Annotated in this window: 26 protein-coding genes and 1 pseudogene; 3 read left to right on the top strand and 24 right to left on the bottom strand. The window is 44.9% G+C overall.

Features of this window, described 5'->3' with window-relative positions; genetic code table 11:
* Window positions 1-5: 5 nt before the first annotated feature.
* From DCM90_RS09235 to ccpA, 16 genes and pseudogenes are all read right to left on the bottom strand, one after another.
* On the bottom strand, window positions 6-614 hold the full coding sequence (locus DCM90_RS09235) for a metallophosphoesterase family protein (protein WP_109251071.1): 609 nt from the start codon (window positions 612-614) through the stop codon (window positions 6-8).
* 11 nt (window positions 615-625) lie between these two features.
* A pseudogene (locus tag DCM90_RS09230) lies at window positions 626-1,474 on the bottom strand (aldo/keto reductase).
* 112 nt (window positions 1,475-1,586) lie between these two features.
* A complete protein-coding gene (locus DCM90_RS09225; RefSeq protein WP_109251070.1) occupies window positions 1,587-2,981 on the bottom strand; it encodes an amino acid permease in 1,395 nt (464 codons plus the stop codon).
* Window positions 2,982-3,210: 229 nt separating this feature from the next.
* A complete protein-coding gene (locus DCM90_RS09220) occupies window positions 3,211-4,410 on the bottom strand; it encodes an acetate/propionate family kinase (protein ID WP_109251069.1) in 1,200 nt (399 codons plus the stop codon).
* A gap of 21 nt (window positions 4,411-4,431) precedes the next feature.
* Window positions 4,432-5,451, bottom strand: a complete 1,020-nt coding sequence (locus tag DCM90_RS09215) for a class I SAM-dependent methyltransferase (protein ID WP_191981037.1) — start codon at window positions 5,449-5,451, stop codon at window positions 4,432-4,434.
* Between the two features lie 318 nt (window positions 5,452-5,769).
* Entirely contained in the window at window positions 5,770-6,213 is a 444-nt protein-coding gene (locus DCM90_RS09210; protein WP_109251067.1) for a prepilin-type N-terminal cleavage/methylation domain-containing protein, read from the bottom strand.
* Window positions 6,214-6,390: 177 nt separating this feature from the next.
* Window positions 6,391-6,837, bottom strand: a complete 447-nt coding sequence (locus DCM90_RS09205) for a type II secretion system protein (protein WP_225366022.1) — start codon at window positions 6,835-6,837, stop codon at window positions 6,391-6,393.
* Complete coding sequence (comGC, locus tag DCM90_RS09200) at window positions 6,818-7,117, bottom strand: competence type IV pilus major pilin ComGC (RefSeq protein WP_109251065.1); 300 nt, start codon at window positions 7,115-7,117, stop codon at window positions 6,818-6,820. The genes DCM90_RS09205 and comGC overlap by 20 nt, the downstream gene beginning before the upstream one ends.
* Before the next feature lie 2 nt (window positions 7,118-7,119).
* Window positions 7,120-8,124, bottom strand: a complete 1,005-nt coding sequence (locus tag DCM90_RS09195; RefSeq protein WP_109251064.1) for a type II secretion system F family protein — start codon at window positions 8,122-8,124, stop codon at window positions 7,120-7,122.
* Window positions 8,093-9,058, bottom strand: coding sequence for a competence type IV pilus ATPase ComGA (gene comGA, locus DCM90_RS09190; protein ID WP_225366019.1), 966 nt, complete (start codon window positions 9,056-9,058; stop codon window positions 8,093-8,095). The genes DCM90_RS09195 and comGA overlap by 32 nt, the downstream gene beginning before the upstream one ends.
* A 102-nt stretch (window positions 9,059-9,160) precedes the next feature.
* Window positions 9,161-9,907: a YebC/PmpR family DNA-binding transcriptional regulator gene (locus DCM90_RS09185; protein WP_109251063.1), complete on the bottom strand. Its 747-nt coding sequence runs from the start codon at window positions 9,905-9,907 to the stop codon at window positions 9,161-9,163.
* Window positions 9,908-10,273: 366 nt separating this feature from the next.
* The gene (locus tag DCM90_RS09180; protein WP_133244336.1) at window positions 10,274-10,636 is read right to left on the bottom strand and encodes a tyrosine-type recombinase/integrase; all 363 of its coding nucleotides are present in this window, start codon (window positions 10,634-10,636) and stop codon (window positions 10,274-10,276) included.
* Window positions 10,637-10,969: 333 nt separating this feature from the next.
* Window positions 10,970-11,989, bottom strand: a complete 1,020-nt coding sequence (locus DCM90_RS09175; RefSeq protein ID WP_109251061.1) for an NAD-dependent epimerase/dehydratase family protein — start codon at window positions 11,987-11,989, stop codon at window positions 10,970-10,972.
* A 187-nt stretch (window positions 11,990-12,176) separates the two neighbouring features.
* Window positions 12,177-12,758: a TetR/AcrR family transcriptional regulator gene (locus DCM90_RS09170; protein ID WP_165815264.1), complete on the bottom strand. Its 582-nt coding sequence runs from the start codon at window positions 12,756-12,758 to the stop codon at window positions 12,177-12,179.
* A gap of 169 nt (window positions 12,759-12,927) precedes the next feature.
* Window positions 12,928-13,734, bottom strand: coding sequence for a hypothetical protein (locus tag DCM90_RS09165; protein ID WP_133244335.1), 807 nt, complete (start codon window positions 13,732-13,734; stop codon window positions 12,928-12,930).
* A gap of 105 nt (window positions 13,735-13,839) precedes the next feature.
* Complete coding sequence (ccpA, locus tag DCM90_RS09160) at window positions 13,840-14,853, bottom strand: catabolite control protein A (protein WP_109251058.1); 1,014 nt, start codon at window positions 14,851-14,853, stop codon at window positions 13,840-13,842.
* A 194-nt stretch (window positions 14,854-15,047) separates the two neighbouring features.
* On the opposite strand from ccpA, the gene DCM90_RS09155 reads away from it, so the two are divergent.
* On the top strand, window positions 15,048-16,148 hold the full coding sequence (locus tag DCM90_RS09155; RefSeq protein WP_109251057.1) for a M24 family metallopeptidase: 1,101 nt from the start codon (window positions 15,048-15,050) through the stop codon (window positions 16,146-16,148).
* A 99-nt stretch (window positions 16,149-16,247) separates the two neighbouring features.
* Here DCM90_RS09155 and DCM90_RS09150 read toward each other — a convergent pair whose 3' ends face one another.
* Window positions 16,248-16,772, bottom strand: a complete 525-nt coding sequence (locus DCM90_RS09150; protein ID WP_109251056.1) for a hypothetical protein — start codon at window positions 16,770-16,772, stop codon at window positions 16,248-16,250.
* 27 nt (window positions 16,773-16,799) lie between these two features.
* A complete protein-coding gene (locus tag DCM90_RS09145; protein ID WP_109251055.1) occupies window positions 16,800-17,228 on the bottom strand; it encodes a DUF948 domain-containing protein in 429 nt (142 codons plus the stop codon).
* A 159-nt stretch (window positions 17,229-17,387) separates the two neighbouring features.
* Here DCM90_RS09145 and DCM90_RS09140 point away from each other — a divergent pair, with 159 nt between their 5' ends.
* Entirely contained in the window at window positions 17,388-18,320 is a 933-nt protein-coding gene (locus DCM90_RS09140; protein WP_109251054.1) for a mechanosensitive ion channel family protein, read from the top strand.
* Window positions 18,321-18,377: 57 nt separating this feature from the next.
* On the opposite strand, the gene DCM90_RS09135 is transcribed toward DCM90_RS09140, so the two are convergent.
* The 3 genes from DCM90_RS09135 to racE are packed head-to-tail and all read right to left on the bottom strand — an operon-like array spanning window position 18,378 to window position 20,326.
* The gene (locus tag DCM90_RS09135; RefSeq protein ID WP_109251053.1) at window positions 18,378-18,890 is read right to left on the bottom strand and encodes a metallophosphoesterase; all 513 of its coding nucleotides are present in this window, start codon (window positions 18,888-18,890) and stop codon (window positions 18,378-18,380) included.
* Window positions 18,887-19,489 (bottom strand): XTP/dITP diphosphatase, encoded by a 603-nt coding sequence (locus DCM90_RS09130; RefSeq protein ID WP_109251052.1) that lies wholly within the window; start codon window positions 19,487-19,489, stop codon window positions 18,887-18,889. The genes DCM90_RS09135 and DCM90_RS09130 overlap by 4 nt, the downstream gene beginning before the upstream one ends.
* Before the next feature lie 18 nt (window positions 19,490-19,507).
* Entirely contained in the window at window positions 19,508-20,326 is an 819-nt protein-coding gene (racE, locus tag DCM90_RS09125; RefSeq protein WP_370738412.1) for a glutamate racemase, read from the bottom strand.
* A gap of 162 nt (window positions 20,327-20,488) precedes the next feature.
* Between racE and DCM90_RS09120 the strand changes: the two genes are divergently transcribed.
* On the top strand, window positions 20,489-21,043 hold the full coding sequence (locus tag DCM90_RS09120; RefSeq protein WP_109251050.1) for a YslB family protein: 555 nt from the start codon (window positions 20,489-20,491) through the stop codon (window positions 21,041-21,043).
* 62 nt (window positions 21,044-21,105) lie between these two features.
* Here the strand turns inward: DCM90_RS09120 and trxA are convergent, their stop codons facing one another.
* The 3 genes from trxA to DCM90_RS09105 all read right to left on the bottom strand — a co-directional run bounded on the left by trxA (window position 21,106) and on the right by DCM90_RS09105 (window position 24,440).
* Complete coding sequence (gene trxA / locus DCM90_RS09115; protein WP_109251049.1) at window positions 21,106-21,423, bottom strand: thioredoxin; 318 nt, start codon at window positions 21,421-21,423, stop codon at window positions 21,106-21,108.
* A 104-nt stretch (window positions 21,424-21,527) separates the two neighbouring features.
* The gene (locus DCM90_RS09110) at window positions 21,528-23,891 is read right to left on the bottom strand and encodes an endonuclease MutS2 (RefSeq protein ID WP_109251048.1); all 2,364 of its coding nucleotides are present in this window, start codon (window positions 23,889-23,891) and stop codon (window positions 21,528-21,530) included.
* A gap of 21 nt (window positions 23,892-23,912) precedes the next feature.
* Complete coding sequence (locus DCM90_RS09105) at window positions 23,913-24,440, bottom strand: CvpA family protein (protein WP_109251047.1); 528 nt, start codon at window positions 24,438-24,440, stop codon at window positions 23,913-23,915.

Here is a 24,440-nt window from a genome sequence, read left to right as displayed (position 1 = left end):
TCCTCCTATTCTCGATCTTGATACGCTTTGGCCTTACCGTTCACCATTTGTTCGATTTCAGTCAAAGAAAACGGGGCTCCAAACGGAACGTCGTGGTCCAAGTAGCTAACCTCTGGGGTATCGACCCCAACGTTAATGTTTTCCTTTACCGGAACGGCATAGTGATGAATGTGGCCATGTAAATTAATAATTTGGTTGACGATTCCGAGCATCATTGGGTAATGCGTCAAATAGTATTGCCGATGGTCATACTTAATGAGAACCCCCACGTCATGAAATTCAAACTTTGGTTTTCCATCCAACTCTGGGTTATGGGCGGCCAAAAATTTAAACAAGTCCCGGCTATCATGGTTACCCTTAATCAGGACGAGGTACCCGTTTAACCGCATTAAAACATCAAGTACAGCTTCGTTTGACAAACGGGCAGGCTTGGTAAAGTAAAGGGCGATATCACCTAAATGATAAACCGTATCGGTCGGTTTAACCCGATCATTCCAATTTTTAATGATTAACTCATTCATTTCTTCCACCGAATCAAAAGGTCGTGGCGCAAACTGGCTCATGCCTAACAGGTCCTTATGAAAAAAATGGGTATCTGACGTAAAATACTGCATACTAAGCTCCTTTAAAGAACTGCTAACGGCTGCTTCTGAGTTGGTTCAGGGTAAGCCCGATCCAATTCCAAGAGGTCCAACTCCGTCAACGTTAATTGCCCGGCTGCCATATTCCCCAACATGTGGTCGACTGAACTAGCCTTAGGGATGGTTAATGTCTCCCCGTTTCTGATGGTCCAAGCGAGTAACACTTGATACCGAGTCGCATGGTGTCGGGTGGCGACCCTTTGAACTGAATCATTCTGGGTTAATTGAGCTCCCAGTTGATCACCATTGGCAACGGGCGAATAGGCAATTAAGGGGATCTGCCGTTGGCTTTGATAGGCTACCAGGTCAAAATCGATACCCCGACTACCAAGGTTATAGAGGTCCTCGTTGGCCGCGACGTGATTTCCACCTGGGGCCTTGGCTAGCTCCTCCAAGTCCTGAACATCAAAGTTGGAAACTCCCCAAGCTCTGATTTTCCCGATGTCTTTCATGAGCTCTAATTAATGGATCGTCTCCTCTAGAGGAATGGAACCCCGCCAGTGCAAAAGGTACAGATCTAAGTAATTCGTTTGAAGCCGTCTTAAGGTCGCATCCAGTGCTGGCTCCAACCTTTCTCGTGATGAATTCTGGGGTAACACCTTAGAAATCAAAAACAAATCCGACCGATGATAAGAACTTATAGCTTCCCCGACTAGAGATTCTGAGCATCCGTTTCCGTACATTTCTGCCGTATCAATTACCCGAGCACCCGCATCTAATCCCGCCTGAATTGCTTCAAGTTCCTGATTCCGCTTGGCTGGGTTATCACCCATATTCCAAGTTCCAATTCCAATTGCTGGCACTTCTTGACCAGCTAAAACCATCGTCTTCATTGCGATCACCCCTTCTTGCCTAATGGTAGCACGTTTAGCATGGGTTGCCTACTTTTCGTTAATATCAAAATAAAAAACCAAGGAAGCCCGACACGCTTCCCTGGTTGAAAATTTATTCTTCAATATGATTATTTTTGGCCGCACGTTCTTCACCCGCTTTAAAGAAATACAAACCGCCAATCCAGATTACCGCTCCAATTAAGGCCAATAACGTCGACGTTTCAAAAAGCAAAATAACGGCAACAAAAATCATAAACCCAATGACAACGTAGTCTGACAAGGGGTACCATGGCATTTTAAACGGGAGTTTAGCCGTTTCTTCGGGGGTTAAGGACCGCCGATACTTTAAGTGGGCCACCATAATAGCTCCCCAAATGAACAGGAAAGCGGTTGTTGCCACACTCGCAACCAACGTAAAAACCTTGCCTGGCATGATAAAGTTTAGGACCGCCGCTAAGGCAATGACTAACGTTGAAAACCGGAGGGCGTGGACTGGGACCTGAGTTCTTGATAGGGTACCCACCCGTTTTGAAAACCGACTTTTCCCCTGATACGTGAGGGAAAACAACATTCTTCCGGTGGTGAAAATGGAACTATTACAGGCGCTGGCCGCAGCTGTCAAAACCACAAAGTTAATGATGGCCGCCGCCCCCCTTACCCCCGCACTTTGAAAGACCTGAACAAACGGACTTGAGTTTGGTGAAATATACATCCAGGGATAAATACACATTAGGGCCATTAGTGATCCCACGTAAAATAAAATAATCCGCATGGGGATTTCATTAATGGCTTCCGGTAAGACTTGATCGGGATCGGCCGTTTCTGAAGCGGTCATTCCCACCATTTCAATCCCTACGAAACTAAACATCACCATTTGAAACGAGAGGAGAAACCCTTTTGCGCCGTGGGCAAAAAAGCCGTGAGAAAATAAATTGGTTACACTCGCATAACCGACAGGCGTTTTGAAATGGATCAGAACCATGATGATACCGGCAATGATTAAACCCATAATGGCCACAATTTTAATAATTGAAAACCAAAATTCGGTTTCGCCAAATGCCTTAACCGTCACTGAATTTAACAGTAACAGTACTGCGAGCATAACGACAGCCGTTACCCACTGGGGTAAGTGTGGAAACCAAAACTGCATATATAATCCAGAGGCTGTAATTTCAGCCATTGCGATGGTGATCCAACAAATCCAATATGTCCACCCCGTTACAAATCCCCATTTTTCTCCGAGATACTTTTGAATAAAGTAAATAAACGAATTGGCGTTTAGATCTGAGAGCAACAGTTCCCCCAGGCCGCGCATTAATAAAAAGCAAATGACCCCCGTAATAAAATAGGCAATTAAAATCGACGGTCCGGCCGAATGGATGGAGCTCCCCGACCCTAAAAATAATCCCGTTCCAATAGTGCCACCGAGGGCAATTAACTGGACGTGCCGCTTCCGTAATCCCCTTGATAAATGGTCATTGGTTGATGCTTTCCCTTGCTCCTTCATTATTATCACTCCCTCAATATCAATATTATAGCGGGATCAAATAGTGAGCAAAAGGAAACCAACTCGACGCTCGACTGACAAAAACGGGGCAAAATCCCGTTATTTCACCAGTTCATTCACTTTATTTTTAATAAGATGAAAGTTATTCACCTTATTTTGAACGACAAATGATGGCCACACAAAAGGGAGGTCGCTAGAATTCACTGGCGGCCTCCCTTTTAAATTAGATTTATTTTTGGTCATTTCGTAATCGTTCAATATCCCGAACAATCATGAGTTCTTCGTTTGTTGGAATCAATAGGGTTTTAATCGTTGAACCATCCGCACTAAGATCACGTTCAACGCCCCGAACATGGTTCTTTTCTGGATCGACAGCAATCCCAAAGACGTTTAATTTATCAGCAACTTCCTGCCGAATTCCAATATCATTTTCACCGACTCCAGCGGTGAAGACAACGGCATCGGCGCCACCAAGTTCAGCTAGGTAGCCACCAACGTAGCGAACAATTCGGTTAATGAAGATATCCCGAGCTAACTTTGCCCGTTCATTTTCATCTTGAACCTTTTCCAGATCCCGCATATCAGCGGATACACCAGAAACCCCGAGTAACCCGGATTTCTTATTTAGGATCTTCAGCATATCACTAGAGTCAGTAATATCCAGTTTGTTCATTAGGTATGCAATTAACGAGGGATCAACGTCACCCGATCGTGTCGCCATTTCAATTCCGGCTAACGGCGTAAAGCCCATGGATGTATCGTAAGACTTACCATCCTTAATCGCCGTAATTGAACCCCCGGCTCCGATGTGCATCGTAATCAGCTTTAAGTCTTCTAATGGCCGACCCAGCATCTCAGCAGCACGACCAGCAACGTATCGGTGGCTTGTTCCATGGGCGCCATACTTCCGGGCACCATACTTCTCGTAGTATTCGTATGGAATCCCGTACATGTAGTTAACGGCTGGCATCGTTGTGTGGAAGGCTGTATCAAACACCGCCACGCTAAAGACGTCCGGTAAAATCTTGTGAATTGCCTTAATTCCTTGAACGTTCGCCGGATTATGCAGGGGGGCGTATTCTGCTAAGCTTTCAATTTGCTTAACGACTTCCGCATCGATAACCGTGGTATCCTTGAAGATTTCGCCTCCGGCTACCACCCGGTGACCAACCCCCGTAATTTCATCATAGCTGCCCAAAATCTTTAAGTTAATTAATGAATCCAGCATCAATTGGATTGCTGCCTCATGATCCTTAACGTCCTCAACAGATTCATATTTTTGACCGTCGCCGTACTTAATTTCAACGTTGGAGTTACCTAACCCCAACCGATCAATCACACCATCCGCAATGACGGTTTCCGATGGCATATCGAATAGTTTGAATTTTAACGTTGAGCTACCAGCGTTAACTGCAAGTGATTTTCCCATAACCTAAATTCTCCTTTAGTTTTAATGATCCGAAAGTAATGTGCGTTCTTCCCACTGCACGATTTCAGCGATAAATTTTTGAAAGGCTTCTTGGTCCTTAAACGATGGAAATTCACCTAGCATAACTTTTTTGGCCTGCTTAGCGCCGTTTCCTGATTTTTGTAAAATCAAAATTGATTTACGTGCACTAGCGTTGATAAATAACTCACTAGGCAAGGTTAGCAACCCTTGAAGGTAAGCAGAACTCTGCATCCACTTCAATAAGCCGGCAGACTCTTCTGATTGAAATAGCTGAGCCGGAACCAAGAAAACGCCGATCCCACCATCCACCAGCTGTTTAACCGACTGTTCCAAGAACAGATGATGAACGTATGAATGGCCTGATTCCGCATGGGTGTCGAAGTTAACGACGTTTTCATCAATTGGATAATAGCCAATTGGCAGGTCCGAAACAATTAGATCGGCCTTCTTCACCATCATTGTTTCCATTGCATCCTGATGAACTAAATCAACGGAGAGCCGTTGCATGGCCGCACTAATCCCAGCCACTGATAATAGTGTGTCATCATTATCAATGCCAAAACCATCAATTTCACCAGCAACAACGGGTTTTAATTGATTGATCACTGCCGTTAATAAGTTTCCGGTTCCTACCGCGGGATCTAGAATAGTTAAATGACTCCGATCCTTTTCGATCCGACTCACTAAATACCCCATAATATAAGCTAACGTATCAGGTGTAAGCTGATGGTTGGCCTGAATATCATCATCCTTAATGGCAGCCAGCATGCAAAGCTGAATTGCTCGACGGACAGATTCTGCATCCATTTGCCGATAATCGGCCTCTGAATACAGGGTCTGTAACTCTTTTACCGTTTTTTCCGATGGAAGACCATCTTCAATCTGAACTTCGCCACCGTTCAGCAAGTTATTACCCGTCTCAATGAACGCATCTAAATAAGAAGTTTGTAAAACACCTTCTAATGTTTTAGCTGATTCATTAAGCACTTTAAATAACGATTCAGTCTGTTCCTGAGTCAGAATGAGTCGCCCCTTTCCGAAGACTTATGCATCTATTTCTCCTACCTATCTTACAGATTTATCTTCACTAATTCAAGCGGACTCTTTCTCCATTTTGCTAATTCCTGAAATCGCCTTTCTATCAATCAATCTTAGCTGACTAAAGTTTGAAAAATCACTGCATCAATTTAATATTGTGAATTTAGTCACACTAATCTTTTAAAATAACACCATAACTTTTTTCCAACCGATGATATTCTAATACGCGTGATTCGTAACTTTGATTTGCAAATAGAATAACTGAAGACATAAATAGCATAAAGACTAATGCCATGAACGTTACGAATCCTTTTTGTCTGAAGTTTGACTTAAACTTTTTTGAAAGCACAGTTGGGTTTGATACCTCTCTCCATTCATTAAATTTATGGTCACCTGGACTAATTGTGATTTTTTAATTTGTTTAAATGTGATTTGCCGAACATCCGTCATTAAGGGTTCATATCCTGACTCAAGCCTTAGTACCCTATGTGAATCAATATTTAGTGAACGAACGTTATGTTGGCGACCATCCATTAAGGTTAAGGCATGTGATTTGACCCCTAAAAGCGAGAGGTTTAACCGTTTCGATTCTAACTCGGCTACCGTTTCGTACCAGTTCAACTCTGTGTGCTGGTTATCGACCGTTTTTAAACTCGTCACTCCCATTTGCACGGTTAGCATAACGAGGGCCGTTAAAACCAGTGCAAATAAGGTTTCTACTAGTGTAAAGCCCCGTAATCTCATTTTTCCTTCAAGATCCGTTGACGATCAACCCGTTCTTTACGTTGTCGCCCGGTCCTGACCCGCTTTAACTCCAATTGTTCTAGATGAGTCATCTGGTAAAGGTAACTAATTCCCATCAGCAATGTTCCCGAGACAAGAATTAAACCTAATAGTGCATCTAATGATAAATACCCCCGTTTACGTTTTAAGATAATAAACCCTTCCTCCCAGTTGAACTGTAAGCCGAATTTCTTGACGGGTAAGCTGCGACTGCCAAAAAATTGTCTGGGGGTTAGCCCACCCATCGGCATTAAAATGAACGTTAGCCCCAGCAAAGCTTTTTTTCGTAAGGTGCAGGGAATCCGGTACAGTAATCCCCTTCTGTACTTCACCGTTGGCAGCTTCCATGTATACCCGGTGGTTTCGCTCGTCAAAGATTAATGCAACCCGTTCCCGATTTTTAATGGCTAATCCCCGAGTTTCTAACCAATATGAGCTCAAGCTCTCCCAAAACAACTTTTCTGATCGTTGCTGTTCAGTGACACTCAATCGAGGTCGCCCAACTAAAATTAGCGCACCCGCAGTAATCATGAGTACAATTACCATTTCAATTAGGGTGAACCCCCTATTTTTGTACAACCTCACTGCCACGAATTTCAATTCCCTCCCGTTTAGCCTGTGCCACCTGTTTATCTGTGAGATACCCGGCCTTCTCCAAGTCAGCAAACGTTAAACTTGTAACCTGATTTTTATCCTGAAAGAGATCAACCTGAGTTTGAACAACGGTCGTCATGGCATCCCCGTGAATTTGACTAGCTCGTTTTCGCTGACTTGATAGGTTAGGAATAATCACCAAGACTAACAGCGAAATAATAAACAGAACGACCGCCATTTCGATTAGGGTAAATCCCCGTAGTTTACGCACGTTTACACACCTCCAATTGTATGATACATGGGTAAGAGCAGTGACAGGTAGGTGCCTACAATTGCAAGACCGATTATCCCAAATAAGATTGGTTGAATGAGTCCCAAGCCTTGCTCCACCGCTTGAACCATATATTGGTACTGCAACTTAGAGAAGGCACCTAGTTCTCGGGCCAAATCAGGTGCCGAATTCCCCTGCGTGAGTAAAACAGTTAACTCCTTCGGAATAAACGAATACCTGTCAACAATTATTAACGGAGACTGACCTGTATCCAACATCCGCGCTAATTCACGGCCTAAGTAACCTAAAACCGAGGTGTCGCTAAATTGGCACGTTAACTTCACAATGTCGTGAATTCCTAATCCACTCCCAACTAACATGCTTAAATTTTGGGTTAAATAATAGGCGTAGTAGTAGCGCCATATTTTTCCAATTATGGGCAGCTGGCAGTAAAACTGTAATCGAACCACATGTGACTGCTTCATTAGGATGATAATGGCAAATCCACTTAACAGAAAAAGAAATAGGCCAATCAGCCACCAGTGAATGGATGGCTGGGCAGGATGACCCCTTTCAGACCACTCATTTAGCCGTGGAATAACTAATCGCTGTAGACCCAGTGCAATCAAAAGCACCAGCCCCAACAAAAATACTGGGTACCGAAGTAATTGTTTAAACTTACGGCTCTGTTCTGCCCGCATCGCCATTAACTGTCCTAATCGTTCCAAGCATTTCCCGAACTGGCCGTGTTCTTCGGCAATTCGTAGCTGATATAATAAATCAACTTCTACATAGTCCACAACGGCATCCGAAAAGGAATAACCCCGTTTTAATTTTGCCAGGATCTCCGGCAGGTCATTGAAACGGCTAGCATTAATGGTCAGTAAAAAGGTTAGGGCCTGCTGAAGCGAGAACCCTGACCGATAGAGATCACCTAACAGTTTAAACAAACGTCCCTGATCGCTCGTCTTCCACTTACCCGTTGGCAAACTGCGACGCCACTTCACGTGTGATCATTCCCTTCGCTTCTTGACTCATTAAACACCGTCGCCAGCCTTCTGACATTTGCCTCTCCACCGTCGAAAATGGCGGCCGCCAAATGTCACTTAGTAACCCCAACCCTTGTTTCGTTGGAATTAGGCGTTGATAGCTAACTGCAGTTAGGGCTTCCTCTAAGTCCCGCTGTTCAGCCCCTAAATCCAGAAGCCGAGACTGCACTCCAGAGGCCGTTCGGGCATGCACCGTACTCAACACCAAGTGTCCAGATAATGCTGCTCGAACAGCAGCTTTTGCAGTTGGCCGGTCACGAATTTCACCAATTATGAAGACATCTGGCCGATGACGTAGGGCCACCTTAAGTAATTCGTTATAGGTTAACCCCGCCCCCTCGTTAAGTTGTAACTGTAAAAAATTAGGTTCCTTAATTTCAACCGGATCTTCAATGGTCAAAATAATCTGATCCTGGGCTAACCTTCTGGCCAAAGCATACATTGTAGTTGTTTTACCAGATCCGGTAGGTCCCGCGAAGACAATTAACCCGCGCTGTTTTGTGAGAAGCTGTAATTCCTGTTGTTGGTTGGGAATAAGGTATTGCAGCGTCATTGGTTCCAACGGATAAATTAAGCGAATCACCATCGATTCTCGTTCTAAGTAGTCGCCCACCGTAGATAATCGTAATTCGATCCTCTCGTTCCCAATTTGCCACTCCCACGCCCCCAACTGCGGTCGCCGACTTTCGGTAATGGACATATTAGCATGAAACTTTAAGTAGGTTAATATTTGTTGCCCAAACGCGGTTGGCACCGATTCTTCTTCAGTCAATTGATTTCGACATCGAATCCGCCACCGGTAGTCACTTTGGGTTGGTCGTAAATAAATATCCGATGCCCTGACTGACATCGCCTCCATCAGCCACTTCGCAATCCAAGTCTTAATTTCCAATCTAAATCCCCCTTCCTAGTTCTATATCCGATAACGAAGTGACTTTTGACCAAAATAAAAAGCCTCAGACAATTAAGTCTGAGGCTTTTTTAAAACTAATTCTTATTCAACGTCTGCATCGTCGGGTAAATCAGCAGCTTCATAAACGTCTTGAACGTCATCATTTTCGCTCAATTCATCAATCAAACCAACGTACTGAGAAATCTTACCTTCTGGAACTTCAGTCGTGTTTTCTGGAATCATCTTAACTTCAGCGGCATCTAAGTCGTAACCCTTAGCCTGCAATGTATCACGAACTTCTGGTAAACTCGCAGGATCCGTAAAGATTTCGAATTCATCATCATTTACCTGAATGTCATCTGCACCGGCATCCAAGGCGTCCATCATAATATCATCTTCAGACTTATCAAGTCCGTCTTCGCGAAGAATAGTAATGTAACCCTTCCGATCGAACATATAAGCAACGGAACCATCCGTTCCTAATGAACCACCATGATGGGTAAAGGCAGAACGAACAGCGGCGGCAGTCCGGTTCTTATTATCCGTTAATACGGAGACCATGATTGCTGTACCACCGGGGCCATAACCTTCGTACGTGAGTTCTTCGAACTTAGAACCACCAACACCGGAAGCCTTGTCTAAGGCCCGTTGCACGTTAGTCTTAGGCATATTAGCAGCCCGTGCCTTCTCCATTACCAGACGGAGTTGAGGGTTACCGTCCGGGTCAACTCCACCAGCTTTTGCAGCTTGGTACAAGTCACGTGAGATTTTTTGGAAAATTTTTCCACGTTTTGCATCTTGGGCGTTTTTACGGCCTTGAATGTTATGCCATTTTGAGTGTCCTGACATAGTAACTCCTCTTTTCGTTTATTTATTAGTTAATTGCGAAACATACGTTAACTATAATACCAGAGTGGTGGGGTTTGTGCAAGATGGTGGGTAAAGTGACATGACATACTTCACCCTTAAGTTCAGATGAATCATCTGTCATCTTGGTCCCTTCATCTGGATATCATCTGTCTAGGTTACTGTCTACCCTCACATGGATATCCCCTGTTACCTCATAGATTGCCGTTGTGTCCCTCCAACTCTTACCCTTAACTTCTTTCCACTAAGTAATATACCATCTGAAATTTAACTTGTGTGACGAAGTGTATCCAAAATAAAATTTATTTTATGCTAACTAAAAACACCCCTGAATTAGGGGTGTTTAACCTAAGCAAAACTCAACTGCTTACCAAGTGCCATCATCTTACTATTATCATTTTTAATGTAGTACCGTTGGGTCACTTGGGTATCGGTATGCCCAGCAATCTTTTGTACGACTTCAATGGGTAGGTTAAGGTCATTTGCGAACATACTTAAGGCAGTCGCCCTGATTTTATGGAAGGTCATAGTGGTTTTAAGTTTACCTTGGTTAACCAACTCTTGATTGTAAGCCTTCCACCACCGGTTAGGCGTTGTTAGACAGTAGGGTTTACCTTGCTTGTCTGAAAATAAAAAGTCATAGGTTTGACCATCATTCATCGCCCACTTAATGGGGTTAGCTTGAGACTTTAATGTTACTAGGTCATTCATGAGGGGAACGATTCGCGTAATATACAATCAGATTTAATGCCATGGACAAGGAAGCTTCAAAATAATGAGGTTAGTGTAGTGCCGCAGTTAGTCCATGAAAATATAACCGGTCTTTTTTTGATAATCACGGTAAACTCGTGCCCCTATCCATTAAAAAATACAATGCAACCAAGGCGAAAAGAATTCTCGGCCCCTACTTGGATATCTAGTGTAATTTTAAAGCAAAGCTTATTGCCACTAGGATATTAAAGCAATAGAACTTGACACTAATATCTGAGTGCTCCCCCTTAAATATCACTCAATCAATAATGTGGCAGCTAGCCCATGTCCTGTTTAGTTAGCGTTCGGGCCAATTAACTTATCATTTAGTAGTTGATTCATCATATCATCCATTGACTGTTGTAAATTAGTATATTTATATTGATAAAACTCTGGGTGTAACGGATGATAGTCGACCTGGCCCTTTAGGCGAGGATAAAAATCAGCAATTCCGGTGTTGGACCTGAATGGCCACAATATCCAAGCTGGAATAGGAATTTGCATGCTATGAATGCCACGATCTTTAAAATCTTCTACGGCGTAGCGTTTAACGTCAGCCATACTCATCCGAATTCCCATTGCCAAGTTTCGGGTGTTATTTGCTTTAGAGTTATTCATTAATGAAATTTGCATTAACGCAACGTCTCGGACATCTACGGCATAGCCTACCATCGGCAAACTAAATGGCATGTTTAGGAATTGTTCCACCTGTTTAGCGGAATACCGGGCCCAAGGAACTAGTGACGGCCCAATCACGAAGCTCGGATTAATGGTGGTCATTGGAATTTTTCTTGGGTTGGTTTTTGGATCGTTGATCAGCTGCCAAGCCCGGCGTTCCTCTAACGTCTTACTCTTCATGTAATCATCTAACCCTTTGGCCTGATCATTAGTCCAATCATTTTCGGTATAGACTGTTTTATTTTGCTTGCCGTAAGCAATTGCGGCTTCCGAACTCGTCAACTCAATTTTTGCCAAGCTGTCGCTCGCGAGTGCAAATTTAAAAATGTTATCAATCCCATTAATTGCGGTTTCCGTTCGGTTGGATTCCGTCGCTACGGCTTGTGGGGAAGCGACATGAAATAAGAATTTCACATCCCGTAGCGCCTCTTCCCAACCATCATCCCCGTTTAAATCTGCCTTCACTAATTCAATCCCGGGTAACAATTTTTTAATGAAGGGTAATTTGGCTTCAGAACGATAAGTTCCCCTCACCCGATACCCCTGATCCAATAAATCTTTGGCAATCCAAGTTGCCATATACCCTGTAATTCCGGTCACTAACGCAAGGTCACCCTTGCTCATTAAATCAGTCATTTCATTACCCCCTGTTTTAAGTAAATAGGCATTCACTTAAATGATTAAATAAAGGGCGCGTGATCCGCGCCCGACTTACAGGTCAATAATAAATGGCCATTCACTTATTTTCAAGGCGATTTCTAAAATAAATCCGCCCATCCGCTGCATGTCCATCCTAGCATGCAGTCCAGCCGACAAATTAATTTCACCTTCCCCCCTGACAGGCCTGCCATGCCATTTCAATTAACACCTGAATATCCGCTTTGCTGAGTAATTGATTTTCCTTAAACCTTATTTGGGCCACACTAGTGATGGGTTCAAACGTATAAGCAATAACTATCTCTGGGGCCGCCGCTCGCAAACGATGATCTAACAATCCTTTTTCATAAAAATCCTGAATGGGTTGGGCTAAGTTCATGCCGGTTTCAAAAACATCATCGGGAATGATATCAGGGTGTTCATTAAAAACGCCCATTACCATCGATTCTCTCGGATAAGCATTTAGTGCTGTCGCATAATTCATTAGCAACAGTTTAAACTGAAATTCTGTATCTCCCTTTGGATCAAAATTTGCAAATAACTTTGCGTCAATCAGGGCCTTAATGTTCAAATAAACCTGCCCTAACATCGCCTTCTTATCCTTATAGTAAATGTATAGTGTCGCGGGAGAAACCCCCGCTTGTTTAGCTATCTTAGCCACACTGAGGTTTTGATATCCTTCGTTAAGGGTGACATCAATTACTGCCTGATGGAGGGCTTTAATTTTGTTTTCATCTTTATATCTCATAGGTTGTATAATAAACGTCCATTCATTTAATGTCAAAGTCATGGGAGTTAGGACGTGGCCTTAGTGAATTACATATTTACGGCTGGCAGCACAAGTTAAATCCAACACTAAATTATAAAGGGCACCCTTGACTAATTAATCAAAGGTGCCCTCTTAGTATTCATTAAACTTAATGATTCTTAGCAAAGACATGGTGGCCAACTAACGTTACGAGTCCAATCACCATCTCAATAATCCCCACGAAAAGCAAGGTTACAATGCTTGAAATAATTACCGTATTTAACGTATTTAAAATCAGAGTTTGGGCGTCCGTAAACATGCCGGAGACCACGCTGGGTTCGATTAGGTAGGCAAATCCCCCCCCCAGTGAAACAAGTAGGCCACCAAAGAAAAGTCCTGGTCCTAAGGCCCCAAAGAAGTGGTGTTCTGCTAAAGCCACAATCACCAGTAGCACCAGGAAAATGGCACTGGCTGCCAATAACATCATATTCATGTGACGCAGTTGCTGAAATTCAGGCGCCAGTTGTTCTAACCGATCCCCGCCAATTTTAGCTGAAATCAACGAAGTAGCTTTCTTAGCTAACACATCCGTTGCTGTGCCTGGTAAATTGAGGTTATGACTCTCTGCCTGCTTGGTAATGACTTGGCTAACTGCCGTGGATAAGCTGGTTGAGCCATCTTCGGAATAGAGGGCGGTAATCTCAGCCTTAATCACCGGTTGCAGGGAATCAGACGTCACCACGTTTTGACTGACCCCATAGTTAGATAGCTCATTATTCAAATCTGTTGCAATCGAACTGCCAATTCCTGAACGAGAGATGGCACTTGCCGTGAAGTCTTCATTAAAAATCGTGACTTGCAAGCAACTGGTAATGGTCATGAGTGCAACCACTAAAGCCATAAAAAAGCCTAACCAAGGACGCCTTTTATACGGTCGAGTCGGCGTTGCTGCCGTGGATTCATGGTGACGTGTCATGCGCGATTGTTCGATAGTAATCCCCCATTTCAAATGAGTATTTGATTTAAGTGTAGCACAAAAAAAGGCGGTGGCCACTCCGCCAACCCGCCTTCTTTAATAATTCTAAACTTCGTTAGAATTAGTTGAACCCCGTTTAACAAATCCATAAGGAAGTAAAACATTCTTATTCTCTACGGGTTCATTATTCATTAATTTCGTCAGTAGTCGCATGGCAACGGCACCAATATCATAGAGGGGTTGAGTAATAGAACTCATCTTGGGCCGAACAATTTCTGTGAGCTTGGTATCGTTACTCGTGAGAATTTCAAATTGTTCTGGTACAGAAATTCCGGCATCGTTCATTCCGTTCATTACCCCGGCAGCTAGTTCATCGTCCCCAACAAAGGCAGCGGTGGCATCGACGGCCGTTAAAGCTTCCTGTAGGTCGTACCCCGCCTGGTAGGAGTAATCCGTCTCAAAAACCAACTGTTCATCATAGTCAATGCCCGCATCCGCTAAAGCATCTTTATAACCGGCTAACCGGTATTCGCTGTTAATGGGTTGGTCTAACGGACCAGAAACAAACGCAACCCGCTTGTAGCCCCGCTTAAGCATCCGAGCGACCCCTTCATGAACGGCGGCCTTATAATCGATGCTAACGCTCGGCTGAGTGTTCGTTGGGTCTACCGAACCAGCTAACACAATTGGCGTCCGTGAGCGGTCAAATTCGGCCTTCAATTCAGGGCTAACGTTATTCCCCATAAAGATAACCCCGTCCACTTGTTTAGCTAACAGAGTATTTAAGACTTGAACTTCCTTACCGCTATTTTCGTCAGAGTTCGTTAAAATGATATTGTACTTGTACATCATGGCAATATCGTCAATTCCACGCGCTAGTGAAGCAAAGTAGATGTTCGTCACGTCTGGGATAATAACCCCCACCGTTGTCGTCTTTTTGCTTGCCAATCCACGGGCAACCGCATTTGGCCGGTAATCTAGCCGGTCAATGACGTCTAAAACTTTCTTTCGGGTGGCTGGTTTTACGTTTGGGTTGCCGTTAACAACACGTGAGACCGTTGCCATTGAGACCCCGGCTTCACGGGCAACGTCGTAAATCGTTACCGTCTGTTTTTCCATGTTCGATAGCCCTTTCTTTATTAGAATGATTCGTTTTCATCAAATTTTCACATAACCTGAATAATATAGCAGATTTGTTTTCATAACGCAATATCTGCAAACGCTTACAATAATAGATTACACTAATTGTTAACCGATTTCAAGAATGAGGTCCCCTATGCTATAATGTTAGCGAACTATTAAGGAGTGATCACATGACAAAAGGACAACAAATTCAACAATGGACTGCCCAACAAGGAGCCAGTCTAACTTACTTAAGTGACCCAAAAACAATTGAGTACCTCACTGGCTTTTCCAGTGATCCCGTTGAACGGGTTTTAGCGATGATCGTTTTCCCCGACCAGGATCCCTTCATTTTTTGCCCTGCACTTGAGGTCGAAGCCGTTAAGGATACCGGTTGGCGTTACCCCGTCGTTGGCTACTTAGACCACGAAAATCCGTGGGCCATCATCGCCGATGAGGTGGCCAAACGGCACGTGACCCCTACCCGGGTTGCACTGGAAAAGAGCAACTTTACGGTGGCTCGCCTCGAAGATTTACAGAGTCAGTGGCCGGCCGCAAAATTTGACCTCAGCATTACCTCATTTATCGAACAAATGCGGCTGATTAAATCACCAGATGAAATCGAAAAGCTGAAGGTCGCCGGCAAGTGGGACGACTTTGCGTTTAAAGTTGGTTTTGAAGCCGTTAAGGCCGGCCGAACGGAACAATCCGTCGTTGCCGAAATCGAGTATCAATTAATGAAAAACGGTATTATGCACGTTTCCTTTGATCCCCTAGTCCAGGCTGGGGCCCATGCGGCTGAACCCCATGGTGAGAGTAATGGAACGAAGTTTAAGGAAAATGAACTTGTCCTCTTTGATCTCGGTACGGTATGGGAAGGTTATATTTCTGATGCTTCACGGACGGTAGCCCTTGGTCAACCAACTGAAAAAGAATTGGATATGTACCAGGTTTGTTTAGAAGCCCAATTAGCTGCCCAGGCGGCCGTTAAACCCGGGATTACGGCTGAAGCCCTCGATAAGGTTGCCCGCGATATTATCACGAAGGCCGGGTATGGTGAGTACTTCATTCACCGGCTCGGTCACGGGATGGGAATGAGCGAGCATGAATTCCCAAGTATCATGGAAGGAAACACCATGGAACTCCAAGAAGGCATGTGTTTCTCTATTGAACCCGGAATTTACATTCCAGGCGTTGCCGGGGTTCGGATTGAAGATTCGGTTTACGTCACTAAGAACGGCTGCGAACCCTTCACCCACACTTCAAAAGACTTAACCTACGTTGGCGACTAAATGTCGGTCAATGATCAAAAAAGCAGCATGACCAAATTGGCCATGCTGCTTTTTTGTGGGCTCACCGTCCGATGGTTAAACTCGAAACCCGATTTTACGTTATTTGGAAGAGGCTGACGTTGCCGCACTAGTAGCTGAGTCTGCCTTAGGAGTGGCCTCTGACTTAGCGGAACTAGCAACCTTAGCTTTGTCACTTGTCTTTAAGGCTTCGTCACTGGATAACTCAATATCATCCTCGTCGCTCAAATCATCCTTCACTTCGTTTGACTTGTTGGCCAGTTCATTTCGAAGGTGGTCCGCAGCCGTTTCAAACTGGGTGCTGGTTTCGCTTCCCTTTTCAGCAACCGTATGAGCTGCCTTGTCGGCGTCATTCTCCATGTTAGCACGCCAATCCGCGGCGTTAGCCTTAAAATCAGCGGTTCGGTTAGCAACAACGTCCTTAAAATCATCTAAGGCATCTGATGCATAAAAGGCATAGTCAACTGCCCGATCCTTTAAATCATTATAGTGATCCCGCGCCTTATCGTTAATTTCTTGACGCCGTGACGCATCCATTGAGCGGTATGCAGCATATGCCGCTGCCCCACCTAATACTAAACCAAGTAGAAATCCTTTTTTAGCCATTTAAAACCTTCCCTTCTAAATTCCCTCTTATTGTGGTGTCGTCATTGAGTCTGCCTTTTTGGCCCTGTGCCGACTGTACATATTAAAGGCAGTCCGGCCAAACCGACTGGCCACCGATGCCTTTTCAGCCGTCTTGGTGTTAGATGATACCTTAGCCGTTAAATTTCGTGTTGCATCGTTTAGATCTGAAACACTGGTTCCAAGATCAGCCGCAGCCTGAAACACAGGATCAATTGTCGCAAACTTTTCGTTAACGTCATCCAATAAAACATTGCTACTGGCCAAGATGTTCTCAGCCTGCTTGCTAATGACGTCAATATCATCCGTCATTGTTTTCATGGATGCATTCAGTTGTCCCAGCGTCTTGTTCAGTTTCGTCAAAAACATCCCGATGAATAGTACAAGAATTAAAAACGCAATCGCTGCGATGAGTCCTGCAACCTGTCCACCTGTCATGAAAATCCCTCCTTTACCCATTGTTCATACACCCCTTAGCATAGCATGACGCCGCTACCTTCGCAACGAAAAGGTGAAGGGCTTTCAGTTAAACAATCCCCCCGAAACCTCTTTTTTCTGCTACACTAAGTAGAAGTTAACCAAAAAGGAGATCAAACAATGGCCAGATTACTTGCTCAATCAATCTCATCCACCCCAAAAATTGACACCAAGGGGATTGAATCCTACTTCCAACACTTTGATTGGAAAATTCTTCTCAACCACCTTTGGAGTCGGCTAGGTCAGATAATTTTTTTAACCCTCATTTTATGGCTGATTAGTCGGATTGGTCTCCGCATCATTGGCCACGCTTTTCGCCGCTACTTTAAAGTTGATAAAACCGATAAAAATCTGGAACACGTTTCTAATCGAGCTAAAACCATCTATTCTTTAGTTACTAACCTGTTTCGCTACACCATTCTATTTTTCTGGATCTACGCCCTGCTCTCTACCTTAGGAGTTCCGGTGGGCACGTTGGTTGCCAGTGCCGGAATTTTCAGTTTAGCGATTGGCTTGGGGGCTCAGGGCTTTGTCAGCGATCTAGTCACGGGGGTCTCAATCCTAGTGGAACAGCAGTTTGACGTGGGCGACATCGTTACTATTGGAACGATTACCGGAAGGGTTACTAGCGTTGGGCTGCGAATTACTGAGGTCACCGCCCTGAATGGAACGGTCAACTTTATCCCCAACCGAGATATTACGATCGTTTCAAATATGTCGCGTAATCCCATGCGGGCCATTATGCAGATTTTTATTTACTCAAATACGCCCATCGAAAAGTTAAACACCATTATCACTCAGGTAAATAACGATAAGGTGCCCAATTACCCCGATATCATTGGTGAGCCCTCCATTACGGGAACTCTCCAAAACCAAGAGGGAATCCTCGTCTATCAGGTCGTCATTGAAACGGTTCCGGGTAAGGCCATCCCCATTCAGGCTGACTTTTTAGCGGCCTACCTTTCGGCAATTCAAAAGGCCGGAATCAGCCTACCAACTGTAACCCAAGCCGTTAACGTTAATAATTATGAAGCACCATCCACACCATCATAAATCCCATAAAAAGTCGGTCCTGCAGAGTATTCGCTCTGACGGGACCGACTTTTTTCATTACTTTGCTAAACTCATGGAAAGATCGTCAATAACCTGGGCATCACGATTAAAGTAGGTGACATCAAACGTCGCTGGCGTTTCCTCAATCACAGCGTACGTGCCGCCAAGATCCGCATATTTACCCCGCGGTTGCGAAATGGATCCAGGGTTAAGGAATAACGTATGATCTCGAACCTCTGCTCCGAGCTGATGTGTGTGGCCAAAAAGCACCATGTTCGCACCCAGCTCTTCGGCTTTAAGCGAGAGCTTATTTAACGAGTCGTTGACGTCAAAGAGGTGTCCGTGCGTTAAAAAAACAAATTGATCTCCCACCTGATTCGTTAGCATTTCTGGGTACTCGTCCCAATCCATGTTGCCTTTGACAACCGAAACGTCTGACCAAATTTCATCATCGGCCGCCAGTTCCGAATCGCCACAGTGAAAAATAGTTGTTTCGCTATCCGCCGTTGCAAACACCTTTTCTAAGATGTCACGATCCCCATGATTATCACTTACCACTAAAAGCTTCATGCTTGATCCCACCATTCATCAAAATTTTCGAGCATTTGTTGTGCCGCATGACCCCGGTGACTAATGGCATTCTTTTGTTTTTCAGTCATCTCGGCTAAGGTCTGATGGTAGGCCGGAACGAAAAAGACGGGATCGTACCCAAATCCATTTTCACCCCTTGGCTCAGTTAAAATCAGCCCCTTAACGTAACCATTAGTAACCATTTTTTTACCCGTTGGTTTAACGAGAACCAGCGTCGTTTGAAAGTGTGCGGTCCGCTGATCTTTTGGTACACCATCAAGTTTCCGCAGCAACTTAGCCATATTCCGTCGATCATCGTGGTTCCCCGCATACCGGGCTGAATAAATTCCGGGTTGCCCATCAAGTGCATCCACCACCAGCCCAGAATCATCCGCTAATACGGGAAGGCTAGTTAGCTGGGCAACCGCCGTCGCCTTTAACGTTGCGTTCTCTTCGAAGGTTTGACCGGTTTCTGCTACCTGCGGAATTTCCGGAAAATCAGCCAACGTCTTTATGGTAATCCCCTTTGGAGCCAATAGTTCGCGGAACTCGCGGGCCTTCCCCTCGTTTTTTGTTGCAATTACTAATTCATTTGTCATTCCTGACCCTCGCTCATTTTAAATTTGGGCTTCTAATTCCGATACGGCAACCGCCTGCGCAGAAACATGCTCTTCTGGCATCCATTCAGCAGCTAACTGATTAAAATCGACGACGCTTCCCGTTGTAAAATACCGGTTCGGCCGACCCTTTCGGGGACTGGCTAACTGATAGTAATCCAGTAACGCCGTAATGGTTTTAACCGTTTCTTTACCAGCGTCAATCAACGTCACGCCCTTGCCGAAAAAGCGCTGAATCTGCGGGGCTAATAAGGGATAGTGAGTACAGCCTAAAACAACCGTATCGACCTGACTCGTCGCTAATGGATCTAACCCTGCATCGACAATCGTTTGAGCAACTGGCTTGAGGTACTTGCCGCTCTCGACTAACGGAACAAAATCCGGGCATCCGAGTCCAACGACCCCTGCCTTCGCATCCATTTGGGCAATCATCTCAGGGTAGGCTCCGCTCTTCGTTGTGCCATCCGTTGCTAAAACAGCGATCTGATGGTTTTTGGTGGCTGAAACGGCAGCTCGGCTCCCCGGAGCAATGACACCCACGACGGGAATGTCCATTTTCGCCTGTAAATCTGGAAGTGCTGCAGCCGTTGCCGTATTACAAGCAATCACAAACATCTTGATATCAAATTGGAGTTCGAAGCGGGCAATCTGCTCGGAAAACCGGCGCACTTCATTGGCATCTCGGGGTCCGTACGGCAATCGACCCTGGTCGCCCAAAAAAACTACCGATTCATTTGGCAACTGGCGTAAGGCTTCCTTTACAACGGTTAGTCCGCCAACCCCAGAATCCATGTAACCAATTGGATTCACATTCATGATCCAGCCTTCTTTCGTCTTTTCATCTGAAACTTTATTATGTTCTACTTAGGAAAATCTTTCAAGCTTTGCCACTTTGACAGATTCCTAAACTGAATATCAACGTCCCTTACCAATTTACGGTATAATGAAATTGAATTAACTTCCAAAAAGGAGTCCGGTAACGTGCAAAACATTTACGAAACAGTCGTTGGGCAAGCCGACACAGCAATGGATTTTCCAAAAATATTAATTCGTGACGTTCTTCTCACTAACATTTTGGGCGATGATTCGGACAGTATTACCTATTGGGCTGGCAAACAGCTTGCCCGTCAGTTTCCAATTGGTAGTCCGACCGATTTAACCGTCTTTTTCGAACAGGCCGGATTTGGGGAACTTGAACTGGTTAAATCAGGTAACCACCGGCAGGTTTGGCGACTCAGTGGTCCCTCCATTGAAACCCGGATTAGTCACGTTGAACAACCCGATTTTATGCTAGAAGCCGGCTTCTTGGCTGAATCGATTCAGCAACAAACGGGGGATCTCACGGAGGCCCAGTTAAGCTTGGAACAAAAACACCGGTCTAAGGCTGTCGATATTGAACTGGTATCTGATCCTCACGATGTTGACGAAAACTACGATACCCCAACGTTTATGCCGGTTAAAAAGGCCACTATTTTCACCGAAGATGCCGATGGTGACGTGACGGAAGTCACCTCTTCATCCGACTCAGAAAATTAAATTAAAAATCGCCCCGACTGTTTTTGGCAGCCGGGGCGATTTTTAACTCACAAGTGTGTTCATTAGGCCGTTACAAACTGACCTAAAATCTTTTCAAGTTGTTCCTTACTGTGGTAACCCACGATGGAATCAACAACTTGCCCGTCCTTCTTAACTAGGAGGGTTGGAATGCTCATAATACCAAACTGTTGGGCCGTCTTAGGATTTGCATCCACGTCCATCTTATTAAAGGTAACTTTGTCACCCATTTCGTCAGACAGTTGTTCAACGACCGGTGACTGCATCCGACATGGGCCACACCAAGTCGCCCAAAAATCAGTTAAGGTAACACCCTTACTCGTATCAGCTTCAAATGTGCTGTCCGTTGTTTCGTGAACCATATGCAACTCCTCCTTTGATATTAACCATACCGTTACTCTTACTAAAAATTAGTGTATCATATCTGTCAAATTTTTCAACTAAGTTGTTCGCAATCTAATTTAGCTTAAAATTTGACAATGGTCGAGCCATCTCCACCGGCATTTGCTGGTGAAAATCCAAAACTTTTAACCCGCTTATTCCGCTTAAGGTAATCAGTAACACCCTTACGGAGTGCGCCCGTTCCCTTACCGTGAATAATCGTAACTTGAGGATACCCCGCTAAGAGGGCCGAGTCAATATATCGGTCTAGCTCCTGAATGGCTTCTTCGTACCGGTGACCCCGAAGGTCAAGGGTTGGTGACATTCCACTCGATGCCGTCCGTTTAACCGAGGTCCGGGGTTGTTTTTGCTTCTGCTGATTCGTCTGAGTGATCCGTTCTAGGTCGTCCACCGCAACCTTCATCTTCAAAATTCCCAACTGGACTTCCCAGTGGGACTTATCAAGTTGCTGCATTAAGACTCCCTGCTGACCATAGGATTTGACGATTACTTCATCACCCTTATGAAAGTCATGCTTATTTTTCTCTCGTTGAAGGACCTTATTTTTCTTTAATTCGGGATGCTGTTCCAACGCATTAATTTGGCCCTTAGTATCAATTAACTCGTTTTCCTTAACTACACTTTGACCAACCGTTAGCTGTTTCTTACGAATATCAGAAATAATTTGATCGGCCTTTTCCCGGGTGTTGGCAACAATTTGGTTCGCCTGCTCCTTAGCCTGGTTCACTAACTTCTCCCGGTTCTTTTCGTATTGCTCAAACTGGTTTTTTAGATCATCATGCAATTGCTGGGCTTCGTCCAATTGCACGGCAAGTTCCTCAGCCTCCCGTTCTGCGGCCCGTTTCTCTGCGGTAAGGTCGGAAATCATGGCATTTAAATCCTGACTGTCCTGATCCGTTAATCCCCTAGCTTCAGCAACGACCGTCGCATCCAGCCCTAACCGTTGGGCGATATCCAAGGCATTAGAACTTCCAGGAATTCCCGTTAAAAACCGGTACGTTGGTTGCAAGGTTGCCGTGTCAAATTCCATACTGGCATTGATCGTCTCGGGTCGGTTATAGGCATACGCCTTTAATTCTGGGTAGTGGGTGGTCGCTACCACTTCGCTGCCTAACGTGCCAATTTGGTCTAAAATTGCCATCGCAAGGGCCGCCCCTTCCTTAGGATCAGTTCCAGAGCCTAATTCATCAAGTAGAATTAGGCTCCGACTGTCAGCCTGACTCAAAATATCAATAACGGTTTTCATGTGGGCCGAGAAGGTACTTAAACTCTGTTCAATGGACTGCTCGTCCCCAATTTCAGCGAAGATATTATCAAATAATCCAATTTGACTGTGTTCGTTAGCCGGAATAAATAGACCGGACTGCCCCATGAACTGGAGGAGTCCCAGCGTCTTTAACGTAATGGTTTTCCCACCCGTATTGGGTCCCGTCACAATAATGGCTTTGTACTCGCCACCCAGTTCAAGGTCGTTAGCCACCACTTTGGCTGGATCAATGAGGGGGTGCCTTGCCTGCCGAAGACTGACCTGATTGTCCGTTGAGATAACGGGTTCAGTTGCACCTAAGGCGTGGGCGTACTTTGCCTTCGCATTAACAAAATCAAGGTGCCCTAAAATAACGGCATTTTGGGCAATCTCATTACTATACGGCCGAATCAGATCGGATAATTCGGCTAAAATTCGCTGTTCTTCATCCCGTTCTGCCAGTTGATCCGACCGCAGCCGGTTGTTCAGACCGACGACCGCTTCCGGTTCGATATAGAGCGTTTGTCCCGTCTGAGATTGGTCGTGGACAATCCCGCCAAACCGCTGCTTATACTCCGCCTTAACGGGGATTACATACCGGTCATCCCGAATCGTAACCACAGCATCACTTAGATAGCGCGTATCCTTCCCCCTCGTAAACCGTTCCATCGTTGACCGAATCTCGCCCTCAGTGTGAGTAATTCGATTCCGAATGGTTTTTAAGTCGCTAGAGGCGTCATCCGTGATCCGACCGTCCCCTTCAATTGCCGTTTTTAGTCGCCGATTAATATCGGGTAACGCGGTTAACGTTTCAGCCACGCCATACAACCGGCGCAGTTCAATTTCTTTGTCCTTTAAGTCAGCAAAAAAATGTCGAACGCTGTTAACGGTTTGGAGCACGCGACTAATTTGGGCCAATTCCGACCCGTTCAAGGTTGCATCAATTTCAAGTCGTTTCATATGGGGATGGATATCGTCTAATTTGGGCATTGGAACCCCACTCATTAACCGATAAATATCAGCTCCATCCTTGGTTTCATCAATCCAATCCTGAAGCTGTAGTTCATCAGAAATTGGTTCTAATTTTGCCACTTCATGCTTCCCTGAAGCTGAAACTAGGTACCGGTTTAATTTCTGTTTAACTCGATCATATTCCATGATCGACAGTGTTTTTTTGTCCATCGTTAACTCCTTTCGCACTCGTTAGTGCGTCGACAGCCACCACTTCACCACTTCAGATGATAAAACGGGGGTCTGGTGCACAATCCACTGGGCAACGGTGGAAGCGTGATACATCTGCTGCCACCAAGTTATTGAGACTAAGGATAAGACCTCCAAGCCAATAAATACTAGCCCGTACCGAATAACTAAATTAATAACTCCTCCGGCCAGACCGTTTAACTGGTGAATAACCGGGATCTTAGCGGCAAAGTTTAGCGTCCTACCAACCCAACGCAAAATAAACCAACCAACGGAAAAAATAATTAAATACCCAATTCCCGTTCCAAAGAAAGTTCCGGCGGCCACCTGGGAAAATTGACTGTTCGATTGAAAGGTCCACCCTGAAACTAGCTTGGCAACTGCCTGGCCAATCTGGGGCGCGAATAGCCGGGCAATCACCCATAGCCCAATGTAACCCAACAGGTTAATGATCTCCCAAATGAAACCGCGTCGGTAGCCGCGTCGAAAACCAAAAAATAATATTGCAATGATTATAATTGAAAGCAACAT

The sequence above is a fragment of the Levilactobacillus bambusae genome, assembly GCF_003124125.1.
In the GTDB taxonomy this organism is placed as follows: domain Bacteria; phylum Bacillota; class Bacilli; order Lactobacillales; family Lactobacillaceae; genus Levilactobacillus; species Levilactobacillus bambusae.
This window is presented reverse-complemented; position numbering and strand designations above follow the sequence as displayed.